The 25,377-nt window shown below is 63.3% G+C and carries 20 protein-coding genes; 8 read left to right on the top strand and 12 right to left on the bottom strand.

Annotated features, from left to right (window positions below):
* Positions 1-55 precede the first annotated feature (55 nt).
* Positions 56-1,303 carry a YncE family protein gene (locus AC5E6W_RS03960; protein ID WP_491750963.1) on the top strand — a complete coding sequence of 416 codons (1,248 nt, stop codon included), beginning with the start codon at positions 56-58 and terminating at the stop codon, positions 1,301-1,303.
* Between the two features lie 138 nt (positions 1,304-1,441).
* Here the strand turns inward: AC5E6W_RS03960 and AC5E6W_RS03955 are convergent, their stop codons facing one another.
* Both AC5E6W_RS03955 and queG read right to left on the bottom strand, forming a co-directional pair.
* Positions 1,442-2,401: a YihY/virulence factor BrkB family protein gene (locus tag AC5E6W_RS03955; RefSeq protein ID WP_491750962.1), complete on the bottom strand. Its 960-nt coding sequence runs from the start codon at positions 2,399-2,401 to the stop codon at positions 1,442-1,444.
* Positions 2,402-2,406: 5 nt separating this feature from the next.
* The gene (queG, locus tag AC5E6W_RS03950; RefSeq protein WP_491750961.1) at positions 2,407-3,891 is read right to left on the bottom strand and encodes a tRNA epoxyqueuosine(34) reductase QueG; all 1,485 of its coding nucleotides are present in this window, start codon (positions 3,889-3,891) and stop codon (positions 2,407-2,409) included.
* A gap of 39 nt (positions 3,892-3,930) precedes the next feature.
* Between queG and AC5E6W_RS03945 the strand changes: the two genes are divergently transcribed.
* The 4 genes from AC5E6W_RS03945 to ispG all read left to right on the top strand — a co-directional run bounded on the left by AC5E6W_RS03945 (position 3,931) and on the right by ispG (position 10,832).
* Complete coding sequence (locus AC5E6W_RS03945; protein WP_491750960.1) at positions 3,931-5,754, top strand: MFS transporter; 1,824 nt, start codon at positions 3,931-3,933, stop codon at positions 5,752-5,754.
* Positions 5,755-6,115: 361 nt separating this feature from the next.
* Positions 6,116-8,113, top strand: a complete 1,998-nt coding sequence (locus AC5E6W_RS03940; protein WP_491750959.1) for an alkaline phosphatase family protein — start codon at positions 6,116-6,118, stop codon at positions 8,111-8,113.
* A 233-nt stretch (positions 8,114-8,346) separates the two neighbouring features.
* On the top strand, positions 8,347-9,366 hold the full coding sequence (locus AC5E6W_RS03935) for a type 2 periplasmic-binding domain-containing protein (RefSeq protein ID WP_491750958.1): 1,020 nt from the start codon (positions 8,347-8,349) through the stop codon (positions 9,364-9,366).
* Positions 9,367-9,599: 233 nt separating this feature from the next.
* Complete coding sequence (ispG, locus tag AC5E6W_RS03930) at positions 9,600-10,832, top strand: flavodoxin-dependent (E)-4-hydroxy-3-methylbut-2-enyl-diphosphate synthase (RefSeq protein WP_491750957.1); 1,233 nt, start codon at positions 9,600-9,602, stop codon at positions 10,830-10,832.
* Positions 10,833-11,062: 230 nt separating this feature from the next.
* On the opposite strand, the gene AC5E6W_RS03925 is transcribed toward ispG, so the two are convergent.
* From AC5E6W_RS03925 to AC5E6W_RS03880, 10 genes are all read right to left on the bottom strand, one after another.
* Positions 11,063-11,317 carry an SEC-C metal-binding domain-containing protein gene (locus tag AC5E6W_RS03925; RefSeq protein ID WP_491750956.1) on the bottom strand — a complete coding sequence of 85 codons (255 nt, stop codon included), beginning with the start codon at positions 11,315-11,317 and terminating at the stop codon, positions 11,063-11,065.
* Positions 11,318-11,437: 120 nt separating this feature from the next.
* Positions 11,438-12,712: a glycosyltransferase family 2 protein gene (locus AC5E6W_RS03920; protein WP_491750955.1), complete on the bottom strand. Its 1,275-nt coding sequence runs from the start codon at positions 12,710-12,712 to the stop codon at positions 11,438-11,440.
* Entirely contained in the window at positions 12,709-14,013 is a 1,305-nt protein-coding gene (locus AC5E6W_RS03915; protein WP_491750954.1) for a spinster family MFS transporter, read from the bottom strand. Before AC5E6W_RS03915 ends, AC5E6W_RS03920 begins: the two co-directional genes overlap by 4 nt.
* Before the next feature lie 263 nt (positions 14,014-14,276).
* Complete coding sequence (locus tag AC5E6W_RS03910; protein ID WP_491750953.1) at positions 14,277-15,584, bottom strand: M20/M25/M40 family metallo-hydrolase; 1,308 nt, start codon at positions 15,582-15,584, stop codon at positions 14,277-14,279.
* A gap of 210 nt (positions 15,585-15,794) precedes the next feature.
* Complete coding sequence (locus AC5E6W_RS03905; RefSeq protein WP_491750952.1) at positions 15,795-16,310, bottom strand: hypothetical protein; 516 nt, start codon at positions 16,308-16,310, stop codon at positions 15,795-15,797.
* Positions 16,311-16,730 (bottom strand): preQ(1) synthase, encoded by a 420-nt coding sequence (queF, locus tag AC5E6W_RS03900; RefSeq protein ID WP_491750951.1) that lies wholly within the window; start codon positions 16,728-16,730, stop codon positions 16,311-16,313.
* A gap of 254 nt (positions 16,731-16,984) precedes the next feature.
* Positions 16,985-18,319 carry a M48 family metallopeptidase gene (locus AC5E6W_RS03895; protein WP_491750950.1) on the bottom strand — a complete coding sequence of 445 codons (1,335 nt, stop codon included), beginning with the start codon at positions 18,317-18,319 and terminating at the stop codon, positions 16,985-16,987.
* Positions 18,320-18,552: 233 nt separating this feature from the next.
* The gene (locus AC5E6W_RS03890) at positions 18,553-18,960 is read right to left on the bottom strand and encodes a type II secretion system protein (RefSeq protein WP_491750949.1); all 408 of its coding nucleotides are present in this window, start codon (positions 18,958-18,960) and stop codon (positions 18,553-18,555) included.
* A 71-nt stretch (positions 18,961-19,031) separates the two neighbouring features.
* Positions 19,032-19,508: a type II secretion system protein gene (locus AC5E6W_RS03885; protein WP_491750948.1), complete on the bottom strand. Its 477-nt coding sequence runs from the start codon at positions 19,506-19,508 to the stop codon at positions 19,032-19,034.
* A 58-nt stretch (positions 19,509-19,566) separates the two neighbouring features.
* Entirely contained in the window at positions 19,567-22,233 is a 2,667-nt protein-coding gene (locus AC5E6W_RS03880; RefSeq protein WP_491750947.1) for a secretin GspD/PilQ domain-containing protein, read from the bottom strand.
* Between the two features lie 168 nt (positions 22,234-22,401).
* Here AC5E6W_RS03880 and smpB point away from each other — a divergent pair, with 168 nt between their 5' ends.
* The 3 genes from smpB (at position 22,402) to AC5E6W_RS03865 (ending at position 25,138) form a co-directional block, all read left to right on the top strand.
* Positions 22,402-22,944: an SsrA-binding protein SmpB gene (gene smpB / locus AC5E6W_RS03875; protein WP_491750946.1), complete on the top strand. Its 543-nt coding sequence runs from the start codon at positions 22,402-22,404 to the stop codon at positions 22,942-22,944.
* 273 nt (positions 22,945-23,217) lie between these two features.
* The gene (locus AC5E6W_RS03870; RefSeq protein WP_491750945.1) at positions 23,218-23,802 is read left to right on the top strand and encodes a hypothetical protein; all 585 of its coding nucleotides are present in this window, start codon (positions 23,218-23,220) and stop codon (positions 23,800-23,802) included.
* 19 nt (positions 23,803-23,821) lie between these two features.
* Positions 23,822-25,138: a methyl-accepting chemotaxis protein gene (locus tag AC5E6W_RS03865; protein ID WP_491750944.1), complete on the top strand. Its 1,317-nt coding sequence runs from the start codon at positions 23,822-23,824 to the stop codon at positions 25,136-25,138.
* The last annotated feature ends 239 nt before the right edge of the window (positions 25,139-25,377 follow it).

The following is a 25,377-nucleotide window of genomic DNA, read 5'->3' as shown; positions in this document are numbered from 1 at the left end:
TAGCCATGCTTTGCCGTTGCGGGTCCCGTCCCGCGCCCCTACACTCGAAGACGACGTGGGACTCACTCTGCAACCTCATCATCGCCGCGCGACCCTGGCCCTCCTGCTCAGCGCCGCGACCCTCTCGCTGGCCGCCTGCCGCCGCGACCGCTTCCCGGCCTACCCCCAGAACTATCGCGAGTTCGCCTACATCACCGACGGCCAGGCCAACGCCGTCACCGTGCTCGACCTCGTCTACCTCCGCAAGGATCGCAGCATCAACGTCGGCCGCAATCCCTCCGGCATCGTCGCCAGCCCCACCCGCAATGAGGTCTACGCCGTCAACACCGGCAGCGACTCCGTCTCCGTCATCGACGCCGGGAACAACACCGTCGCCGCGACCATCGGAGTACACCACACGCCGTACTTCCTCGCGGTGGCGCCCGATGGCCTCCGCGCCTACGTGCCCAACTCCGCATCCAACACCGTCAGCGTGCTCGACCTCGACAAGCGCCGCGAGATCGCCGCTGTAGCCACCGGCGAAGGCCCAGGCGTCGCCCGCGTCTCACCTGACAATCGCGCCCTCGTCGTCAGCAATCGCACCGCCGGCAGCGTCTCCATCTATGACATCGCCAGCGACCCACAAGCCCCGCTGCGCTTCCGCTCCACCTTCTCCGGCTGCCCCGGCGCCACCGACATCGCCATCCTGCCCGACTCATCGAAAGCCTTCGTCGCCTGCTCCGGTGGCCACCAGGTCATGGTCGTCTGGCTCGCCGTCGCACCCGACTCCTACCGCGGCAAGCAGGACGCCACGCTACAGCACGACCAGTTCCTCTGCCTGCTCGATGTCGGCAAAACGCCCGTCCAGCTCGCCATGGAGCCCAGCGGCAACGAAGTCTTCTCCATGAACTTCGACTCCGACTCCATCTCCGACATCTCCACCTGGACCAATGAGGTCGTCGCCACCACGCTCGTCGGCCCCAAACCCGTGCGCGGCATCATCAGCGAGGATGCCTCACTCGCCGCCCCGGGCACGCTCTGGATCAGCACCTTCGGCACCGACTCCGTCGCCGCCTACTCCATCGACGACAGCCACGTCGCCACCAGCGTCCGCACCGGAACCCGCCCAGACGCCATCGCCTTCTCCACCGACCAGCACGCCCTGCTCGTCGTCGATACCGGCTCCGCCGACGTCGCCGTCATCCGCACCCAGAAGACCACCACGCCCGAGCTCGTCACCATGCTCCCCGCCGGCGCCCAGCCTCACGACATCGCGATCAAGTCCTTCCGCGTAGACCGCAAAGGCGCCCCAAAGACCCCGTAGCCGGCACGCGAATACCTCATCGCTCAATACCTCAAAGCTCATCGCTCAACAGACCAAGTTCGACCTCGCTCCTGAATCCCTGCAAACCTCGCACCTCTACAGCCCCGCATTGACGTGCAGGAGAGCCTTCCTCCGCGGCTAACTTGCCGCCCGCTCCGCATCATCCACCCGAGCCTCGCGCAGCGCCTGCCGCGTCGCCGACACATACGCCCCGCCCAGCAACAACAGCCCCGAGATAAACGCCCACATCATCAGCCCCACCGACACCTCGAACGGCCCATACACCGCGCGAAAATCCAGGTACGGCAGCGCGAAGATGTAGACATACTTCGCCGCCTCCCACAGCAGCCCCACAACAATCGCCGTCGGCAGCACCGCGCGCGCCGGAACCTTGCGGTTCGGCAGCACCCAATAGATCAGGAAGAACAGCCCGATACTCGCCACCACCGCCGCACCCTTCAGGAAGCCCTGCGAGATCACGTTGAACACAAAGTTGTCCGTATGCCCCAGAAACAACTTCGTCATCACCGCCCGCTGTCCCGCGCTCAATGCAATCGACATCATCGCCAGCACCGCAACCCCCATCGCCAGCCCAATCGACACCACCTGGTTGTGCAGATAGCTGCGGTTCTTCGTCACGCCCCAAACACTGTTCAGCGCCACCTCCAGCGGAAGGAACACACCCGTCGCCGTGACGAACAACATTACCAGCGAGAACACCCTCGTGCCCGCATGGCTGTTCGCCAGCACCCGCATATTCCGCATCACAAAGTCCTGGTTGCTGGGCAGGAAGTACGTCATCATCTGCCCCACCATGTTGGTCATCGCCGGCGAGTGAAACACCTTCTGCGAGATCGTCAGCAGCAGCACGATGAACGGAAACAGCGACAGAATCACCTGCGCCGCCACGCTGAACGCATACGTATGGACTTCCGTATGCGTCATGTAGCGTGCCAGCGCCCGCACCTGCTCCCACGTGCCGCTCTCCGCCACCCGTCGAGCCGGCGCAGCCTCCAGCGCGGGCGAAAGCGCCTCGCCGCCGGCCTTCTTCATCTCTGTCGGAGCTTCCCCAACCTCTTCTACTTCCGCATCGCGCATCAACCCTAGTTTACGTCCGCACCCACCGCGGCGTTCTCCGCACGCTGGATGTGCTCGATCGCCCAGCGCGCCGTCTCCGCGAGCACCGCATCCTCGCCAGCAGCCCATGCCTCAAGCTGAGGAAGAAATCGCAACTCCCCGCTGTTCCCCATCGCAATCGCCACATTGCGATGCAGCCGCTTCTTCCCCGTCCGCTCCAGCGGCGAGCCCCGAAACCATTGTTTGAATGCACGGTTGTCCATCGAAGCCAGCCACTCCAGCGATGGATTCATCAACTCGCCGCGCGAACTCATCCCGCCCTCCCTTTGTGTAACCTTCGTGTCCTTAGCGTCCTCCGTGTTTTCCTTGTCTTCCCTTTGTGCAACCTTCGCGACCTTAGCGTCCGCCGTGCTTTCCTTCCCCTCCCTTTGTGCAACCTTCGTGTCCTTAGCGTCCTCCGTGATTTCCTTCCCCTCCCTTTGTGCAACCTTCGTGTCCTTAGTGTCCTCCGTGTTTTCCTTTTCCTCTCGCCATGCTGCCGCACGCACGCGCCGCGCAGCCTTCCCATTCCACGGACAAACATCCTGGCAGATATCGCACCCAAACACCTGCCGCCCCATCCCCGCGCGCAGCCCTTCCTCAATCGCGCCCTTGTGCTCAATCGTCAGGTACGCAATGCAGCGAGAAGCATCCATCTGACGAGGCGCAACCAGCGCATCCGTCGGACACGCATCGATACACCGCGTACAGCTCCCACAACGATCCGCAGCCGGCATCGCCCAAGCCTCCGCCGCAAGCTGAAGCGACGTCACAATCACCCCAAGCAGCACGAACGATCCACGCCCCTCATTCAGCAAACACGTGTTCTTGCCGATCCATCCCACACCCGCCCACGTAGCAATCGCACGCTCCACAATCGGCCCGGTATCGACATAACATCGCGTCTCCAGCGCCTCGCCGAAACGCGCCCTCATCTCCGCCTCAATCGCCTTCAGCCGAGGCAACAACACCTCGTGATAATCACTCCCCCGCGGCACATCGCTCGCCAGTTCTGCTGTTCCGCTCTTCCGCTGTTCTGCTCCTCTGCTGTTCTGCTTTTCTGCTGCATCTGAGCTCCACGCATACCGTGCAATCCATCCCGCCCCCGCATCAGCCGCATCAATCGACCGCGGCGCATCCCGCGGCCCATACTCCACCGCGCATACCAACACGCTCCGCGCCCACGGAAACGCCCGCCGTACATCGCCGCGCACCAGCTGCCCCAGCTCATCGGTGCGCTTCAAATACTCCATGCCCCCCGCGCGCCCTTCTGCGATCCACGCCGCATACCGAGCGTCAAGTAACTCCGCGGCCTCGCTCTCCGGATCAGGCACAGGAGCAATCCCGGCAACATCGAAGCCCGCAGCCAGCGCACGCTCGATCAGCCATTGTTTCTCCTCGCTCCCTATGTTTCCGACGAAGCTCCCCGGCATCATCCCCTCATTGGACACGTTCGCGCCCCCGCTGTACATCGCGCATGCAGTATCGTGAGGGACAAGGAAAACCACCGGATGCCCGCATTCCCCACCGCCGCCAACGCGCCAAGCGAGCTCGTTCCCTCAACCTCGTTAGACTCCCGCCGCACCGCCTACACCCGCTTCGTCCTGCTCGTCGCCGGCCTCGGCGGCCTGCTCTATGGCGTCGACGTAGGCATCATCGGCGGCGCCCTGCCTTACCTCCAGGCAACGCGCCAGCTCAGCGCCGGCCAGCTCTCCATCATCGTCGCCGCCGTGCTGCTCGGCTCCGTCATCTCCACGCTCTTCGCCGGTCTTCTCGCCGACCTCCTGGGTCGCAAGCCGCTCATGATCCTCAGCGGCATCGCCTTCTCGCTCTCCATCCCCGTCATCGCACTCTCGCAGACTTACACCTCACTCTTCGCCGGCCGCCTCCTGCAGGGCATCAGCGGAGGCTTCATCGGCGTCGTCGTTCCCCTCTATCTCGCCGAGTGCCTGCCTGCCTCCACCCGCGGCCGCGGCACCGCCATCTTCCAGTGGCTACTCACCTTCGGCATCTTCTCCGCCGCCGTCATCGGCCTCTACTTCAGCTATCGCGTGAAGTCCGTCACCGCGACCGCCGAGGCCTCCGCGCTCTTCCAGTTCAAGGACCACGCCTGGCGCAGCATCTTCTGGGTTTCGCTCCCACCCGGAATCCTCTTCGTCCTCGGCTCGTTCTTCGTCGGCGAGTCCCCCCGCTGGCTCTTCCGCAAAGGCAAGATCGCCCAGGCTGAGACCGCGCTCCTACGCTCCCGCATGCCCGAGCAAGCCGCCCTCGAGCTCGCCGAGATGGCTGCCAGAGACTCATCCGCCTCGTCTCCAACATCCTCAACCACCGTAGACAAGTCCAGCTCCCTCCTCCGCCGCAAGTACGTCATCCCCTTTGTCCTCGCCTGCGTCATCCTCGCCTGCAACCAGGCCACCGGCATCAACTCCATCATTGGCTACAACACCAACATCCTCCTGCAAAGCGGCCTCTCCGACTTCGCCGCCCACTGGGGTTACGTCCTCTTCACCGCCGTCAACTTCCTCATGACGATGGTCGGAGTCGCCCTCATCGACCGCAAAGGCCGCAAATTCCTCTTCACCCTCGGCTGCTCTGGCCTCTTCGCCTCGCTCATCCTCGTCGGCGTGCTCTTCCGCACCAGCGAGAGCAACAGCGTCGACGTCACCGCGCAGGTCCAGGCCATGGTCTCCTCCGACCAGACCCTCACGTTGCCCTTCGATCCCACCACGGCAGCCCACCTCCTCGGCGCCGTCTCCACCGTCGACAACACCCGCGCCTCACTCGCCGTCATCTACAGCTACGGCGACTACACCGGAGCCACCAGCATCCATCGCTCCGACGACGCGGGTTCCGCTCCCATCACCGTCACCCGCGCCGACGCTCTCCCCGGCACCCGCGTCGAATCCTTCTTCCAGAACCCCTTCGCCCATCTCGACGCCGCCAAGACCGCGCCGCTGCACATCGTCGGCGCGAAGATCAGTGGCGTCCCCAGCGCGCAGCACGGCTGGATCCTCGCCGTCGGCCTCTATCTCTTCATGAGCTTCTACGCCATCGGCCCCGGCGTCTGCGTCTGGCTCGCCCTCTCCGAGCTCATGCCCACCCGCATCCGCTCCAACGGCATGAGCATCGCCCTGGTCATCAACCAGATCGTCTCCACCGCCCTCGCCGGAGTCTTCCTCCCGGTCGTCTCCAAGCACGGCTACAGCTTCATCTTCTTCGTCTTCGCCGGTTGCAGCCTCGTCTACCTCGTCACCGTAGCCTTCTTCCTCCCCGAGACCAAAGGCCGCACCCTCGAAGAGATCGAACAACTCTTCGACAAATCCTCCGCCGCATAGGCCCACCACAACTTTGGGTGCCCCATATCTCGAAGAGATGTGGGTGGACCTCCAACAATTCGGTGCCCCGGGTCCCTCGCACTTCGGGGCCCGCACTCACCCCTGGGGTCCATCGCAAGAAAACCGTTGCGTACCTTTGCGTCCTCTGCGTTCGCCTTTGCCCTTGTTGTTGCTGTCGCAGTGCCTTTGCAGTTGCCTTTGTCTCTCGCCATCATCCTGAGAAGCGCAGCGACGGACGAAGGACCCCCGAGTTTCGTCTCACGCGGCACCCATGCACCTCGCTCGGGACTCCCAACGCGACTCGATCACCCGTTTCGGCATCCTTGCCCCACCCGTAACCCTCCTGTAACAATCGCAGCGAATGCCTCCCGCCACGACACACCCCCTCTTCGCACGAATCAGGCGCTCCACACTCGCGCTGACCCTCGCCCTTTCCCCAACCGCCCTCCTTGCCCAGGCCGCGATAGAGAAAGCACCCGCCTCCAACCCCATCAGCTCCAAGTGGGCCAGCCGCGTCGAAAAAGAACCCCGCCTCACCCACGACCAGAAGCTCGCGCTCCTGAAGAAGAACATCAAGTACGTCTTCATCCTCTTCCAGGAAAACCGTAGCTTCGACTTCTACTTCAGCAACTATCCCGGAGCCGATGGCCTCTACAACAAGCCCGCCTCCCAGGTCGCCGGCTTCACCCAGCCCATCGTCAACCTCGACGGCACCGTCACCACCATCTCCCCCTTCCGCATCCCCACCACCGTCACCGACATCAACGGCAAAGTCGTCCCCCTCTATCCCACCGACATCGACTCCGTCGATCACTCCCACGTCGGCATCTCCCGAAAACTCAATCTCGATGCCGCAGGCGTCGCCCGCAATGACCAGTACGCCCTCAGCGAAGAAGGCGTGACCCTCAGCGAAGGTCAGTCGGGCAAGCCCTCCAAGCTTCCCTCCCTCGCCCGCAAGCAGATGGGCGAGCTCGTCATGGCCCACGTCGATTGCGACATCGCCCCCTTCCTCTGGCAGTACGCCGATCGCTTCGCCCTCTTCGATCACTTCTTCGACACCGTCGTCGGCCCCTCAGGCCCCAACGCCATCGGCATGATCTCCGGCCAGACCGGCGAGACCCAGTGGATGCTCCACCCCGAGCTCGCCGAAGGCGCCCACGGGGCCACCATGCCCACCGTCGGCAACGCCCGTCCCTACTGGGCCCTCGCGCAGGACGAAGCCGGCAACCCCGCCCAGCCCAAACCCAACCCCGAGAAGACCTTCGCCTTCAACCTCACCTACGCTTCGCTGCCGCTCTCCTTCATGGGCTCGGACATCGCGAAGACCACTGCAGCCGACTACAACCCCGCAATGGATCTCCCCGACATCCAGGACGACATCGCCAAGATCGCCGGCCACGGCGTCGCTCCCATCCACTGGGGCTGGTACCAGCAGGGCTACGCGCATGAGCCCAACGATCCCGCTGGCAAGGCCCTGCACGTCGGCTACGTCGCGCATCACAACGCGCCACAGTACTTCGGCTATGTCGCGGACAATCCCCTCGCCAACATCCACATGCACTCGCTCAGCACCTTCTTCACCGACATCACCGACCGCAAGCTTCCCGACTCCGGCGTCTTCTACATCCGCGGCGGCTACGGCAACATCTTCGGCATGAAGCCCGCCGATCCCTCGCCCATCGCCCAGAAAAACTTCGCCGGCGACGACGATCACCCCGGCTACTCCGACTCCGCCCTCAGCGAAGCCATGCTCGCGAAAGAAATCAACGCCATCGCCCAGAGCCCTTACTGGCCGCACGCCGCCATCCTCATCGCCTACGACGAGACCGACGGCCTCTACGACCACACCCAGCCCCACGTCCGCTCGCGCGACAACAAGGGGCTGCCGCTCGACCAGGGTCCCCGCATTCCCTTCCTGCTCATCTCGCCCTACGGCGTCAGCCACGCGATCGCGCACGAGCCCTCGGAGCACAGCTCCATCATCAAGTTCGTCGACGAGCTCTTCGACCTCATCCCCCTCGCCGACCTACCCGACGAGCTGAAGGCCCGCAAGATCGGCCACGACAAGTACCACCAGGACTTCCTCGGCCCCGCCGACGACCTCACCCCCGGCGTCTCCGACCTGCTGACCGGCTTCGACAACGCCCGCCTCCTCGGCAAGCGCAAGCTCCTGCCCGCCAGCTACGCCATCATCCCCGAGGCCCAGCTCACAGCCTTCCCACACTACGGCGGCCAGGGCTGCAAGGCCCTCCACATCAAGCCCACCGACGCCGACCTGCCCAACCCCGTCCCCGCCGACTTCAACCCCCGCCCCAATACCACCCCCGGCGATCCCCGCTCCGGCACCTGGAAGCCATGAGAGCGATCGCACTCGCCTGCACCGCTCTTGTCCTTCTTGTTGTCATCCCCGAAGGGGATCTGCTGTTCCTGAGTGCCCAAACCCCGGGTGCCCCACGTCTCGCTTCTGAGACGTGGGCCGGATCAGCACCACAGTCTATCCCCACCACCACTCCGGGTGCCCCAGGTCCGGATTCTCGGACCTGGGGCACCACCGCAGTTAGCCCTCCACAGGTCCCCGCTCCCCAGAAAAATGTGTCATCTCGACCTGAGGCGCGCAGCGCCGCAGCGGAGAGACCTGCTTCTGAGCCCTCCGACATCCTCACCACCATCCGCCACCGAGGCACCCTCCTCTGCGGCATCAACCAGTCCGAACCCGAGTACACCCTAGCCGACCAGCACGGCCCCCGCGTCGCCTTCGACACCGACCTCTGCCGCGCCGTAGCCGCCGCCATCCTCGGTCCCCAGGCCCACTACGCCCTCAAGGGCTATCCCGACAACGACACCGCCCTCGACGCCCTCCGCGCCGGCGAAATCGACCTCGTCCCCACCGTCTCCGACGACCTCACCCACGCCACCCAGCCCGGCATCCTCCTCACCCAGCCCGTCCTCTACGACGCCATCGGCATCCTCGTGCCCGCCGCCACGCACATCACCACCCTCGCGCAACTGTCCGGCCAGCGCGTCTGCTACCTCGCCGAAACCGAGATCGACTCCCAGCTCCACGCCTACTTCGACGACCACCGCCTCACCCTCGCCCCGTTTCCCTTCCAGGAACAAGGCGAGATGGAAGCCGCCTTCTCCACCCACAACTGCACCGCCCTCGCCGGAGACCTCACCCGCCTAGCCGCCGTCCGCGTCTCGCTAGCATCCAGCGCACCGAACTACACCCTCCTCCAAGAAACCATCGCCCCCGATCCCCTCGCGATGGCCTCCCGCTCCGGCACGAACGACGACAACCGCTTCCACAACATCCTCACCTGGACTCTCAACCTCCTCGTCGCCGCCGAAGAGCGCAACCTCACCCACACCAACCTCGCCACCGCCTCCAAGTCCACCGACCCCACCCTTCGCCGCCTCCTCGGCCTCACCCGCGAGCTAGGCCACCCCCTAGGCCTCGACGACGCCTGGCCCACCCACGTCCTCGAAGCCACAGGCAACTACGGCGAGCTCTTCAACCGCGACCTCGGCCCCGCCTCCCCCCTCAAACTCCCCCGAGGCCCCAATGCCCTCTCCCGCAATGGCGGCCTCCTCCAATCCCTCCCACTGCAATAACACCGCGCCCCACCGCGTACTCCGCGAACCCCGCGTTCGTCTTTCCCACACTCTCCCAGGCCCCGTTGTGCACCTTCGCGCCCCTGGCTCCTGGCATTCGCCTCTCCGTTGTGAAACCTTAGTGCCCTTCGTGTCCTCCGTGTTTTCCTCCCGGCGTAAGCCCGTCGCGTCCCTCCGCGTCCGGCGCGTTCGGCTCCTCCCTCCCAACGACCCGAAGCGGTAAAATAGAACCGATGCCGCAAGCCCTTCGCCGCAAATCCGCCACCGTCGATGTAGGAGGAGTGAAGCTAGGTTCCTCCGCGCCCGTCGTCGTCCAGTCGATGACCAATACCGACACCGCCGACGTCGAATCCACCGTCCAGCAGATCGCCGCCCTCGCCCGCGCCGGCTCCGAGCTCGTCCGCATCACCGTCAACAACGACGATGCCGCGCAGGCCGTCCCCGCCATCGTCGAAGGTATCCGCGCCAAGGGTTGGACCACGCCCATCGTCGGCGACTTCCACTACAACGGCCACCTGCTGCTCCGCAAATATCCCGACTGCGCCCGCGCGCTCTCCAAGTACCGCATCAACCCCGGCAACGTCTCCATCGGCCGCAAAGATGACGACAACTTCCGCACCATGGTCGAGTGCGCCGTCGAGTATCAGAAGCCCGTCCGCATCGGCGTCAACTGGGGCTCGCTCGACCAGGCCCTCCTCACCAAGATGATGGACGCGAACTCCAAGTCCGCGAACCCACTCCCCGCCCGCGACGTCATGATGGAAGCCATGGTCGTCTCCGCTCTCGATAATGCGGCAGCCGCCGAGCGCTACGGCCTCCGCCGCGATCAGATCGTCTTGTCTGCGAAGGTCTCAGGAGTAAGAGATCTCATCGACGTCTACACCGAGCTCGCCTCCCGCTGCGACTACGCCCTGCACCTCGGCCTCACCGAAGCCGGCATGGGCATGAAGGGCATCGTCGCCTCCACCGCCGGCCTCTCGCCGCTGCTGCTCGCCGGCATCGGCGACACCATCCGCGTCTCGCTCACCCCAACGCCCGGCGGCGATCGCTCCGAAGAAGTCCGCTGCGCCCAGCAGATCCTGCAGTCGCTCTCCATCCGCAGCTTCATGCCCCAGGTCACCAGCTGCCCCGGTTGCGGCCGCACCACCAGCACCTACTTCCAGGAGCTCGCCGAGCGCATCCAGAACTACCTCGTCGAGTCCATGCCCGAGTGGAAAAAAATCTACCCCGGCGTCGAAGAGCTCAAGCTCGCCGTCATGGGCTGCATCGTCAACGGCCCCGGCGAATCCAAGCACGCCAACATCGGCATCTCGCTCCCCGGCACCTTCGAAGAACCCAAAGCCCCCGTCTACATCGACGGCAAACTAGCCATGACCCTCAAAGGCGACCACATCGTCGAAGAGTTCCAGGTCATCCTAGACGACTACGTAGAGAAGCGCTACGGCCATCAGGCAGTCGAGGTCTAACTTCAAATCACAACGCGCAACACAAGAACGGCGTCCCCAGGGACGCCGTTCTTGCATTGCACGAACCGGGTGCCCCATGTCTCGATTCTGAGACATGGGTTGAATCGGCAACCCGGTCTGCTCCCACCACCAACCTGGGTGCCCCATATCTCGAAGAGATGTGGGCCAGCAGAATCCAGGCCCTGGGAACAACTGTCACTCGCGGAAAGAAGTAATGTCGATTACTTCCATCAAACCGCCCCGACCCCAGGCAGCACCGCTTGAAAGCTCCTGCCGGATCCACACGGACAAAGATCCTTCCGCCCCAGCTTCTCGAGCAGGTCCTTGTGACCGCGCACAATCCGCAGACCACGCTTGACATTAGTTTCGGAGGGATAACCCTTGCGCCGCTTACTACTGCGCTCGAAAGGAGTGGAGGTTGTCGATGGTCTCAAGAGTTTCGATAGTCTGCATGTCAGACCTCCTCGTTGGAATGCCTCCAACATAGCACGCCTCCAACAAGCCTTCCCTCATTGCTCGTAGCTATTCCCCTCATACCTCTACAGATCAAACACGCCCCGGCCCGCAAGACACCTAACAACTAGCACCCAACAACCAACAACTCCCTACCCCTTCCACCGATCCACCCACCGCCTCAACCGCGAAGGCACAGCCCTCCGCGCCCGATGTCGCCGCTCCATCCCCTCGCGCATCCACGTAAACGGGCTATTGAACGACCGCAGCTCACTTAGCGGATACACCGTTCCCCGCCATTCGATCCCGCCCCGCCACCACGCATACGCCAGCGACCGCAGCATCGCATACAAAAACATCACCGCGCCCAGCGGAGCTGCCCATCCATACCGCGCATCGATCAAGCTGTACTGCCCGATCACTCGGTACATCGACGCAATCGCCAGCACCACCAGCAACGACGGCAGCAGCGTAGGCAGCCACAGTAACCCCGCCAGCGGTGCCAGGAAGAACATCACAATCCACAACGCCGCGCCCGCCAGCAGCAACGGATTGAACCCAAAGCCCGAGAACAGATTCTTCGTCATCACGCGAATGACACCGCCCGCGCCCTTCGCCCAATGCACCAGCACCAGCCCCGGCGCAAACGCCAATCGCGACTTCAGCCCCGCCGCCTTGATCCTCCGCGCCAGCGTTACATCCTCGATCACCGTCAGCCGCTGCGGCATCATGCCGCCCATCTCCTCCAGCGCCGACCGCCGCAACAAATTGAACGCCCCCACCCCAATCGCATCCTGCGCGTTCGGGTCAGCAATCTTCCATGGCCGAGCCGCCCAGAACCCCAGCAGCTGAAAGAACCCCAGGATCATGCCCTCGCCACGCGACTTCACCTGCGCCGTCGGCATCACCACCAGGTGGTCCGTATCCTCAGCCTCCGCATACGCCAGTGCACGCCGCAAGATCGACGGCGAGAACAGTACATCCGCATCCGTAAAGATCAAGAACTCCGAGTCCGTAGCATCCACCGCCGCCTGCATCGCGTGCACCTTGCCAAGCCAGCCGTCAGGAAGCTCCGTGATGTGCAAAGCCCCAATGCGGTCAGGCCACTTCGCCGCATACTCATCGAGAATCGCGCCCGTCGTATCGGTCGACCGGTCATCCACCGCCAGCACGAACAGCTCCGGATAATCCGCAGTCAGGAAGCAGTCCAGCGACGCCCCGATGCTCTCCGCCTCATTGCATGCCGGCACCACCACCACCACCGAAGGCATCTGCTCCGGCATGATGTTCCATACAGAAGAAGTAAGGTCCGCCATCCCCGGCAGCTTCTGCAGCACCGCGGTCGCACGCACGCACCACGTGCCCGCAATCCCCCACGCTCCCAGCTCGATCCATGCGCTCCAGAACGGAGTAACGTGCCAGCTCATGCTGCCTGCGGCTGCTCCACCGAGTGATGCAGCTCCGGAGCATACCGCGCGCCGAAGAAGAAGATCACTCCCGCGATGGCAAACGTCACCAGCGTCGCAGCCAGCCCATAACGCAGGTTCGACCGGTCACTGATCATGCCGATGAACGTCGGCGAAAACATATCCCCAAAGATATGCAGCGCGAACAACTGCCCCGCCATCGCAGTAGCGCGCAGGTTCGCGGGCACCGCATTCAGCGTCGCCGCGTTGATTGGGCCAGTCCCAAGGAACACGAGAAACACCGCCACACTCAACGAAGGAACCATCAGCGCCCTCGGTCCGAAAAAACACACCACCGCAGGAGGAATCGTAAGCACCGCACTAATGCCCGGCACGAAATAAAGCGCCTTCGAGGTCTTCCTCGACCACACCTGCGCGATCCAACCACCCAGCGCCGTACCGCCAAAGCCCGCTACCACAATGATCGGGCCCATCACACCGCCAGCTGCCTGCTGCGAATACCCACCCACGCGTTGCAGGAAAGCGGAGATCCACGCGGTAATGCCGCCCAGCGAAAACGTGATCGCCGCAAAGCCCAGAATCGCGCAAAGATATGCCGGATTCTTCAGCAGCAGCGATAACTCAAACCAGTAAGTCTTCTTTGCCTGGGAGCCCTGTGAGCTGGTCCCGTCCGAAGATTCTGATTGGAGCCTCGCATGTTTCGGCTCCTTCAGAAACGCAAGAATCAGCAACGCCACCAGAACCCCAGGAACCGCGGACGACACAAAGCTCATCCGCCAGCCATAGTGGCTCGCAATCCACGACCCCATCTCGAAGCTCGCAGCCGCTCCCACCGGAAGCGCGATATTGAAGATCGTCAGCACCCGGTTACGCTGATCCTCTGCGTAAAAGTCCGCCAGCAGCGCTGGAGCAAAGATTCCAAAGCTCGCCTCACCAATACCCAGCGCAGCGTGCCGAAAGTTCAACGACGCGTAGTCGTGAACATACGCCGTCAAGAAGTTCATCGCCGCAATGATCAGCGCCGTCGTCACGATCATTGGCTTCCGCGGGAAACGGTCGCCCAGCCAACCCGTGATCGGCGATGCGCCAACATAGGCCACCATAAACCAAAGCGTCAGCGAACCCACCTGTGCATCGCTCAGCCCGAATTCATGCTTCACCGGTTCCTGTACCGCAAACAGAATGTACCGGTCCAGGTAGTTGACGAAGTTCATCGCCGTCAACAGCACCAGCGCCACGGTCGCGCCTTTAGCCGCGCCTTGTGCTGCACCACCCACCGGCTTCGTAACGCTCTCCGCCATCAGCATCCCCCGGCCGCCGCGAAATCACAGCCTCTCGGAGAATACCAACCCTGCAGCAATCCTGGGTGCATCCCACAAATCCGGGTGCCCCACGTCTCGATTCTGAGACGTGGGTTCGCAGGATCTCCCCGACACCACACGCCCCCCGCTCTCTGTCCCCCCGAGAACGCGCCTTTCCTCTTAGCTCATACCTGTTCCCCTCAAACCTCTACAGAACAAAAACACGCAGGCAGCCCAACACCTAACCCCCAACCCCCTCTTACCTACTTCCCCTGCCCACTCAGCCGATACATCAACACCGCCATCCGCTTCGCCTGCCGCGGCAGCGACTCCAGATACACCGTCTCGCCCTCCGCGTGGAATCCCGCTCCCATCACGCCCACGCCCACCAGCCCCGGAATATACGGGGCCACGAACGAAATGTCCCCCGCGCCGCCCTCCTTCGGATCGATGATCGCCATCGGCGGCAACCCCAGCGTCGCATTCACTTCGTTCATCTGCGCCAGCAGCGCCTCCGACGCCGGCGTCACCCCCATCGCCGGATAGCCTTCGTAGAACTCGATGCGCGCACTCGTCCGCGGCAGATGGTCGCGCACAATCGCCTCCATCTTCTTCTTCACGCGATCGTTCTGCTCCTGGTTCAGCGCCCGGATGTCGCCCTTCGCCAGCGCCGTAGGCGCAATCACGTTCGGCTTGCCCGTCGCATCGCCGCCTGTCTTCGCCGCATTCTCTTCCGCCGTCGCTCCGCCCACCACCAGGCCCACGTTGTACGTCAGCCCCGGCTCCTGCAGCTCCGTCCGGAACTGATCGAGGATGCGCGCCAGCTCATAAATCGCCCCATACCCCATCGCGTCCCCAAAGATCAGCGACGAGTGTCCCGTCTTGCCCGTCGTCTCAATCAGCCACGTCTCCGAGCTCCGCCGTCCCAGCCGCACCGCATCCGGTCCCTCCGCGCCACCCTTCGGCGACGTGCCCTCAAACTCAAACGCCAGGTCGCTATGCTTCGCCGCGTCGATCATGTCCTTGCGCGAAACCGACACCGGCGCGCCCGCTCGCTCTTCATCGCCACTCAGCACGATCGTGATCTCGGTCTTGTCCAGCACGCCCGCGGCCTTCATCGCCCGCAGCGCGCTCAGCATCACCACCAGCCCGCCCTTCATATCGCCCGTGCCCGGCCCGGTCGCAACCTTCCCGTTGGTACCCGGCAGTACCGAGTACTTCTGAAAGCTCGAATTCGGCTCGAACACCGTATCCATGTGCCCGATCAGCTCCATCCGCTTGCCGCACTTGCCCTTGCCCAGCGCACACGGATGCTCCGCCACCAGATCGCCCGCACGCTCATCCACCTGCTCCATCGGATGCCACGTCGTCTTGAATCCCAGCGCCTGTAGCTGCGGCTCGATCACATCCTTCACCCGCACCACGCCCGCCAGGTTCATCGTCCCACTGTTGATGTCGACCATCTGCTCCAGCAACGCCACATCCGCCGCCGTAGAAGCATCCACCGCCTTCACCATCACAGCCTCCGGCGTATCCGGCGGGTTCTGCGCCAGCAACGAAGGAGACGACAAGGAAAGAGACAAAGCCGCCACCGCGGCAACGCACGCTCGAACAGAAAAAGTAGTCACGATGCCGTGAGAATACCACCCAATCCTCCGGCCCAGCCGACTCATTCCACCAAAGCCGGGTGCCCCGTATCTCGAAGAGATGTGGGTTGCAGGATGCCGGTGCCAAGTCTCGGTCAGCCATTCGAAGCCTATCCTTCCGCTGCATCTCACCTTCTAACTTGTGGCATCATCCAGCCACTTCGGTCTCTCCGACGCGAGTAGCATCTCGAGCCCCACAACGAGCCGCCTGTCCTTAGAAGGACTGAAAATCGGCCCCAGGAAGATACCGAATGCAACGACGAAGAGCAGAAATGGGCCGGCCAATGCCCCGACCCGAGAGCCGCCGGAATCTCTCTCCAGGGCCTCGAACAGCTGATTCATCAACACGCCCGAAACAATCAGGAACATGATCAGCTGGGCGATGGCGTTGCCCCAGCGCAGCCGGAACTGTCCTTCTAACCGCGTTCCACCGCCATCCGAGATCATCCGGGCTTTGAGCACGCGAGCAGTCTGCGCGCCTCTTCCCCGCGGAGTCACGTAGATCGCGACACCCTCGCGACTCACCTTGCCCGAAAGAGCCTTCACCTGGAACATCTGCGACGGTGGACCTATCGCCTCTTCCAACCGCTGCTGCACCAACTCCACGCGCAATGGCGACCACATCGCAAAAGGCGTGGAGAACGGAAACACCTACCGCATCTCCTCACTCCGTGGATACCGCGCCGTCACCACCGTCGAGATCCCGCCACGCGGCCGAAAATCTCCCACAATCTCCGCCCACACCGGGTCCGTCGCCTTCACCACATCGTCCAGCACCTGGTTCACGATGTTCTCCTGAAAGATCCCCAGGTTGCGATACGTGAACAGATACTCCTTCAAACTCTTCAGCTCGAGACACTTCTCGCGCGGCATGTACCGGATCTTCAGCACCCCAAAGTCCGGCAGCCCTGTCTTCGGGCACACGCTCGTAAACTCCGGATCGTCGATCAAAATCTCATACTTCTGAAACTGGTTCCGCCACGTCTCGATGGCCGGAAACTGGACATCAAGACCTGCCGCCGCATGGTCGTCGGTATAGCCGGTAGTGTGCTTCTGCTCCGTGTTGCTCATCCCTCTATTGTCTCAAAACGTCCTAGCCAGGCGAAACAACCTGCAACTCTCCTCATCGCTCATAGCTGCTCCCCTCGAAGCTCAACAGCGTGCCTGACTCCAGCCCAGCGACTCGCTCCTCGCCTCTCCTGAACGCCTCGTCCCTCTACAGTTCCCCGAACCCATCTTGTCGAGCACCGCAAAGCCAACGGCGCGAACCGAAGTCCACGCCGTTGCCCTTCTTCACTATTCACTACTCACTATTCACTGGCTCTTCAATTCCGTCTCCCCAGCGTCGGCGGGCCATCATTCGAGTTCGTCGTCGAGTTCGGGTCGTTGTTCGTGCTCGCCGTGCGCCGCAGCGTCGGCTTGTTGCCATTCTTCTTGTCGTTCAGCCCGCGCTTGTTTTGGATACGCGCAAGCCGCGCCTTCACCGTGTCGAACTCACTCGTCGTCACCAGGTACTCAGGCCGGGCCGGCAGGATCGTCGCAATCTCCGTCTCAACAGCAGCAATCCGATCCGGAGTCGCAGGATGATCGCTGAACGCCCGCGATAGCGCACCGGGCTTGTGCTTCTCCAGCGCCGACAGCTTCTCGAAGATCGTCACCATGCCCTGCGGATCATAGCCGGCCTTGTACATCCACTGCACGCCCAGATAGTCCGCCTCAGCCTCGAAGTTCCGCGAGAACTGCAGGAACGCCATCGGCACCGCCAGCTGCGCGGCCTCATAGATCCCGTAGCCCGTCCACGTACCCTGCGTAAAAATCATCAGCGGGATCGACCCGATCTGCATGTAGTTCAGCCGCGTCATCTCGCGCGCCGCATGGTGCGCCACCACGTGCGAGATCTCGTGCGCCATCACACCCGCCAGCTCATCTTCCGAATCGCACGCCAGGATCAGCCCCGAGTTCACGTAGAAGAATCCGCCCGGCAGCGCCATCGCGTTAATCTCATCCGTGTCCAGCACCTTGATCGTGAACGGCACCTTCGCATCGGAGTTCTTCACCAGGTTCTGGCCCACGCGGTTCACGTACTCCACGATCACCGGGTCCGTCACCAGGTGCGAGCTCTTCTCCACTTCCATCGAGTACTGCTTGCCCATCCCAATCTCGGAGTTGATCGAGTACCAGTTCCCCATGCCCCGCCCGCCGATGTTCCGCGTGCCGATCGCATTCACATCGTCCTCGCTGCCCTTCTTGATGTGCGGGTCCAGCTGATCGCCCGGGTTCGGAATATCGTCATCCTTCTTCGAGTCGGCAACATCGGTCGCCTTCGCGTCCTTGGACTTCTTCCCATCCGTCTTGGAATCGGCCTTCGGATCAGCCTTCGGGTCGATGACCTTATCCGCATCCGCATTCGCCGAGTGCTCCGCCGCAATCGTGGCGTCGCTATCCTGCGCGGAAGCGTTCGGCTTCGCCGCAGGCTGCTTGCTCGAATCCTGTGCTGCTGGTGCGGACGCCGCCGGAGCGGGACTGGTACCCGGCGCGGATGACGTCGCAGCAGGAGTCCCAGATGATGTCCCAGAGGGCGAAGAGGACGAAGTCGTCTGGGCCAGCGCCACAGCGCCGACCGAAAGGCTCATCAAAGTAGCGAGGGTGAGGACACGCATGTGGGGTTACCCCGAAGAGACACCGCCCCTGAGGAAATCGGCAGATGGGGCGCAGCTCTGGATACCATCTTAGACGCTAAGCCACCAGATTTGGGTGACAGTACAGTCGTGTCCTTCGATAGGACGACCAGCCCCACCACCACCCAATGTCCCGAATCGGGCCCTAAGGTAACGGCGAAGCCGCTACCGCGAAGCGCTACCCGGCGCAGCCGCTAACGCGCACCGCGCGCTGCTCACCACGTGTTATACCCCGTCCCATCAATCGCCACACCCTGCGCGCCCGAATGCACATCGTCGATCCCGCCGTCCGTCTGGTTGATGTCCATCATCGAGTCCGACTGCCCCGTAATCCACGTATCGCTATGACCCGTCATGGGATCCACCGGGATGACCTTCAGATACCCCGACTGCACCAGGTCCTCCAGCGACTGCGGAGCCTTTTCCTTGTCGACCGTGTAGTTGTCGATGGCATTGCGCATCACGTGCAGGTCCTCCTGCAGCACCGACTCCTTAGCCTTCTTCACAATCGTGACGTACTTCGGAATCGCAATCGCCGCCAGCGTCGCGATGATCGCCATGACGATGATCAGCTCGATGAGCGTAAAGCCCCCCGCACCGTCCCGCCTCCGAGTTCTCGCCATCGTGATCATCGCAATCCGCAGCCGTTCGGCCTGTCTTTACTCACTACTCACTACTCACTATTCACTACTCTTCACCACGTGCTGTACTTCGTCCCATCCAACCCCGTCCCATTGCTCTTGGTGAAGACATCGAACACGTTCTGTCCTCCCCACGAGTCCGAATCCGGGTCGTCCTGGTTGGACCGCATTCCCCAGTCTGCCGTTCCCGTCATCGGATCAATCGGAATCTTGCGCAGGAACCGCAGGTGCTTGGTCTGCACATCCACGCCATCCACCAGCGTCTGCAGGTCCGGCGGATAGTTCATCGAGTCCGCCTTGGTCTGGAACGCGCCCTTATCCGCCGCGTCCTTGTAGGCATCGATCGCCCGCCGCATCTCCCACAGGTCCCGCCGCAACGCCGTCTCCCGCGCCCGCTTGATCTGCAGCTTCACCACCGGAATCGCCGCCAGCGCCAAAATCGACAGCACCGTGACCACGATGATCAACTCGACCAGCGTCAACCCTGCCTCTGCGGGCTTTCGGCATTTCGCGTTGGAAGAAAGCTGCATCCTCAAGGATCCCGTAATCTACCCCTTGGCCCTGGACCCTTGGCCCTGAGCCCTTGCTCTACTTCACGTGCACCATGCCCTGCGAGCCGACCGTGGGCAGGTTATTCTGCTTCGAATCCCGCGCGCCGATCCTCACCAGCGCCAGCGGCGAATCTCCCGCCCCGATGGCCTTGAAGGTCAGCGTGCACAACGCTCCATCGCCATTCACGCCCGACGTCTGCGGCGGCCGCGAATCCGTGATCGTCACCGAGCCATCGCCTCCATCGCGGTGCACCAGCGCAGCCGGCTGCCCGTCGCGGATCATCAGGTCGCCGCTGTCCACATCCACCAGCTGCAGCACCTTGTTGTTGAACTGCATCTGCAGCGGCACGCTATACAGGTCATGCGCGTTCGTAACCTTGATCACCACCTGGAAGGTCGAGCCGACGGCCTGGGTCGTCGCCGGAGGAATCACCTGCAGCGAAACCGGCGTCATCGCACCCCCCGCAACCGGCGCGGAAGGAGTCACCACAGCAGGAGATCCAGCCGGAGCCGCCGGAATCGGGTTTCCGTCGCGGGCAATCGCGCCCACCATCGCCGAGGCCGCGCGCGCCGCGGACGTATCCTGCGCAGGCCCCGTCGGAGGCGCCGCATTCATCCGCTCGGCACGCGCCGCTGCCAGCTTCGCCGGGTCCTTCCGCATCAGTTCGATCGACGTGCCGGTGCCCGTATAGATCGCCTCGGTATTCTCGTCCGTCAGTACCTGCTCGCGCACGATGTGCGGGATCACCAGGAAAACAATCTCGTCCTGCTGCGTCGTCTTGTCCTGGCTGGAGAAGAAGTACTTGAAGAATGGCAGCTGCGCCAAGCCAGGCGTCCCGTTCACCGACGTCGAGTCCTGCTTCTGCAGCAACCCGGCCAGCAGCGAAGGCTCGCCATCCTTCAGCTGGATCACCTGCTCCGACACGCGCTGCGAGATGATCGGCTCCGTCACGCTCGAGATCGTCACCTGCCCGTTCTGCGCCGACACCTCGATCTTCAGCTTCAGCGAGATCTCGCGGTCGTAGTGCACCGTCGGCGTAATGTCGATATTCACACCCACGTCGAGGTACGTGAACTGCGTCTGCACACCCAGGCTGGACGCCGCGCTCAGCGTCGAGCTGTACGATCCCGTCGCCACCGGAATCTTGGATCCAATCTTCAGCGTCGAGTGCTGCCCATCTGTCGCCCGGATGCGTGGGTTCTGCAGAATGCGCGTGTCCGCATCGGTCAACAGAGCATTCACCGTACCGCCCGTGACAGACACAGCAAAGTTCGTCGCATTCAGGTTCGCCAGGGTATTCAGCGTGAGGCCGCTGGTGCTCGTGGTGTTCGTCGTACTCGTCGTGCTTGTCGTGCTCGTCGTGCTGGTGTTGGCGGTGTTCTGGTTGTAGTTACTCTGCTGCGGCGTAATCCCAATGCTGGTCGGCAAGGTGATCCCGAGATCGCGTTCCTTGTTGCGGCTCACCTCGAGCACGGCCACGTCGATCACTACCTCGGCACGTGTCCGGTCCAGATCGTTAATCAGCTTCTCCGCCAGGATCAACTCGTCCGGCGTCGCGCGCAGAATGATCGCATTCTGGCTGGCCACAAGGTAGATCTTCACGCTCGGATCGAGCAGGTTGCGCAGGGCAACCAGAATCTCATTCGCATCGTTCTGCTGCGAGACGTTCGTCAGGTAAAACGTCTGCACCGCCATATCATCGAGGTCGGTGCGCTTGGCGCGATTGTTCTGCGCCACAAAAATCGTGTTCGGAGTCACCGGCTTCCAGAACGTCCCGCTCAGCATCCCCACGATGCGTAGAGCGTCGTACAGGCTCATGCTCGTCAGTTTCACCGGGATGCGTTTGGACGTGTAGTCCGGATCGAAGATCACATTCAGCCCGGCAGCCTTGCCGATCGCCTGGTAGACGACTTTCGTGTCCTCCACCATGTCCAGCGTGACCGGATCCTCGGAGACGGGCCGAAGAGTCACCGGCGTCGCCAGCGTAAGGATGTCGCGCTGCACCTGTTTCTGGTACGGCGTCTGTTCGCCCAGCATCGGCGTAATCGGCGCGGCGCCACCGTTATCTCCCGAAGCCAGTGCGGCTTGCGCCGCAGCTCCCGCTGTGGGAGCCGCGTTGGGTGATGCCCTCTGAGTTTGCTGTAGCTCCTGCGCCGCCGCCTGGTTGCCCGGATCGATCTGCAGCGCCCGTGTGAACTCGTTCACCGCTCCGGCCGCATCGCCCGATGCCCGCAACACCCGGCCGCGATCCACATGCTGATTCGCCGCCTCAAAGCGCAAACGCTCGTAGCGCGCCCGATAGCTCAGGTCTTTCGGCTTCTTCAGGTGCGCCTGGCGAAAGTCCTCGAAAGCCGTATCGTAGTCGTCGCGAGCCTCGGCGGTCTCGCCCCGCTTGTTCCACGTCGCCGCCGACTGCGCGTGCGCCGAAGTCGCGCTTACTGCCCACAGCGCGCCCAGCATCATCGTCAGAGCCGCTAAGCGTGCGGCCCACCTACGACGCGGCGTGGACTGACCCTTGCGACTCCCGCTGCGCCCTGCCATCCTGCTTCCCTGCATGCTCGCGTCCTGCTCCGGAATGCCTCGCACACGTGCCTTCAGAAGCTGCTGGTGGCCGAGGCCAGGATCCGCTCCAGGGCGTGTCCCAACAGCATGTTTCTTGCTCCTGAGCGGTGGGTCGGGCTCGCTCCATACTACCATTCGCATCTCCGGCCTCATCGCTGCAGAACCACTCCTCTGTACGTCTCGCAGAACCATTCCCGAGGCGTTGTGACAACCGCAGCGATCCAGTCGGCGACAGGCCAACTGCACCCTTCGCCGCTCTGCTAGCATCAAGAACTCGGAGACCTGCTGTCTCCCCTCTTGGACGTACCGATGCCCCGTTCGCTATCCAACCCGACTGTTACCACTCAGGGAAAATCCTCTGCCCCCAGGGAGAAGGACCGCGACCCCGTGGCCGCCGGCAACCGCGATGCCGCCTTCAACCGCTCCGCCAGCCATAACTACTTCCTCACCGACCGCTTCGAGTGCGGCGTCGCCCTCCGCGGCACCGAGGTCAAATCCATCCGCGAAGGCAACGCTAATCTCAAGGATGCCTATGGATTGCTAAAGGACGGAGAAGCGTTCCTCCTGAACGCCCACATCGGCCCGTTCTCGCACGGCAACGCGATGAACCACGAGAGCCTCCGCACCCGGAAACTCCTGCTCCACAAGCGCGAGCTCGAAAAGCTCAAGAGCCTCACCAACCAGAAGGGCTACACCCTTATCCCCACGCGGCTCTACTTCCGCCACGGTCTGGTCAAATGCGAGCTGGCCCTCGCCAAAGGCAAGCAGGACTGGGACAAGCGCGAAACCGAGCGCAAGCGCGAAGCCGACAAGGAAACCCGCGCCGCGATCGCCCGCTCCCAGCGCGCGTAGCGCACCCCCCCAACAACCGGCACACGAAGCGTAGGTCCCAACTCAAGCTGCGGAACACTCTCGCTTTTCCTCAAACGCTCTTGCCTTGAAGGGTGGGAGCTTTAGCTCGTACGTTGAAGGGTCGATTCGGGACTGGGCTTCAACCCCTGAGGCATAACGCGCCGCGAACCACCCCTTCGCGTGCTTGCCCCGCTGAACTCCCACTCCCCTCTGGCCGATAACCGCAAGCGACCCATGTCCGTCCCTCCAGGACGGCAGTCCGCGTTTGCCCCTATGCCGTCCTTTCTCTCATCCCGCCTTCTCTACATCTGCTGGACGGCCCTCGTCGTCCTCGGCGGCGGCATCCTCATGAGCTACCACATGCCTTTCCAGGCCCCGGGCGACGACATCCTCACCCTCGCACCCGCCGCCACCCCCGGCCACTGGCGCGAAGTCCACTTTCTCTCTCCCAGCTGCGCCTGTTCCGAGCGAGTCCTGCAGCGCCTCGCCGCCCGTGGTCCCCATCCCGCCGTAGACGAGCAGATCGTCATGGTCGACGGCCCCGAGCCGCCCGATTCCGACGCTCCCCATAACCTCCAGCTCGTCCAGGACCGCGGCTTCTCCGTCAGCCACATCAACTCCGAAACCATTTCCGCAAAGATCGGCCTCGTCGGCGTCCCTCTGCTCGTCATCGTCTCGCCCAATAGCAAAATCCTCTACCGCGGCGGCTATGGCGAGCTCGGCGACCAGGACACCAGCATCCTCTCTGCCCTGCGCTCCGGCCAGGAACCCCACGCCATGCCTCTCATGGGCTGCGCCGTCAGCCAGCGCCTCCGTGCCCAGGTCGACCCCTTCCGCATGAAATACCGCCTTCCCTGACTGGACCTCTGACTCCCGTATGACCTCCCAGACCTCCATCTCTCAAAATTCGCTGCAAGGCTCCGTCACCAACTACGAGAAGGCCTACATCCGCAAGGTCAGCACGCTCGGCTTCTACTTCATGGCTGCCTTCCTGCCCGTCCTGCTGATCCTCGCGGCCGTCACGCATGCCAGCATGCTGCTGGTCGTCGGCGCCATGATCGTATTGCTGCTCGGCCCAGGCATCGCCCTCGCCACCGACAACACCTGGGACTTCGGTCCGGTCTCGCTGGCCGTTTGCTCCATGGGAGTCACGGCCCTCACGATTCACGTCGCCGGCGGCATGATCGAAGCCCACTTCGGCATCTTCGCGCTGCTCGCCTTGATGGTCGCCTTCGGCCGCGTCGCGCCCATCCTCGTCGCCGCCGGCGTCATCGCCGTGCACCACGTCGTCTTCTGGCTGTGGCTCCCCAGCAGCGTCTTCAACTACAAGGCAGGCTTCGGCATCGTCCTCATTCATGCCATGTACGTCGTCGTCGAGACCATTCCCGCCGTCTGGCTCGCGATGCAGTTCGGCCGCTCCCTCCACTCCCAGGGCATCGTCCTCGAGTACCTCGACACCACCGCCACCGAGGTCGAGCACGCCACCGCACAGGTCGAGTCCGCCAGCGTCTCGCTGGCCAACTCCGCCACCGACGGAGCCGCCTCCATCGGCGAAATCTCCTCCTCCGCCCAGATGATCACCGACGTCTCCGGACGCAACGCCGAGAGCTGCAACCTCGCCGGAACCATCGCCACCGAAAACACCCTGCGCTTCGCCGAGGCCAACCGCCTCCTCGACGAAATGGTCAGCGCCATGGACACCATCAACGCCTCCAGCAAAAAGATCTCCGGCATCGTCAAAACCACCGAAGAAATCGCCTTCCAGACCAACATCCTCGCCCTCAACGCCTCCGTCGAGGCCGCCCGCGCCGGCGAAAGCGGCCTCGGATTCGCCGTCGTCGCCGACGAGGTCCGCAACCTCGCCCACCGCTCCAGCGAAGCCGCCAGTCAGACCGCCGACCTCATCGGCATCTCCATCCAGAACGCCACCGCCGGACTCTCCAAGGTCACCCAGGTCGCCTCGGCCGTCCGCGGCATCACCGACCAGTCCCTCCGCCTCAACACCATCATCACGGATATCCAGGACGCCAGCCGCGAGCAGGTCGACGGCATCCGCCGCGTCAGCTCCGCCGTCCAGACCATCGAAGCCATCGCCCAGGTCACCGCCAGCACCGCCGAGGAAAACTCCGCCGCCGCCGCCCAGCTCAAAGCCCAGGCCCAAAGCCTCCACCACATCGTCCTTCAACTCACCTAACCAAACCCTCTGGCATCTGGCCCTCTGGCATCTGGGAACTGAAACCTAAACGACTAACGGCTGAAAGCCGGTAGGGTGGGGTAGCGACAGGAAGTCGCCTGAGTGCGGCTGAAGCCGACTGCAAGGCTTCCGGCTGAGAGCCGGCTTAAGGCTCGGTGGGCGCGGTGATCTTGAAGTTCTCTCCCGGATCGTCCCACTGCTGATTTTCGATGTACCGCCGGATGGTGTCCTCGTCCACC

Source organism: Bryocella sp., from assembly GCF_058498515.1.
Note: the sequence above shows the minus strand (reverse complement) of the source record. Positions and strands in the feature narration are given on the sequence as shown.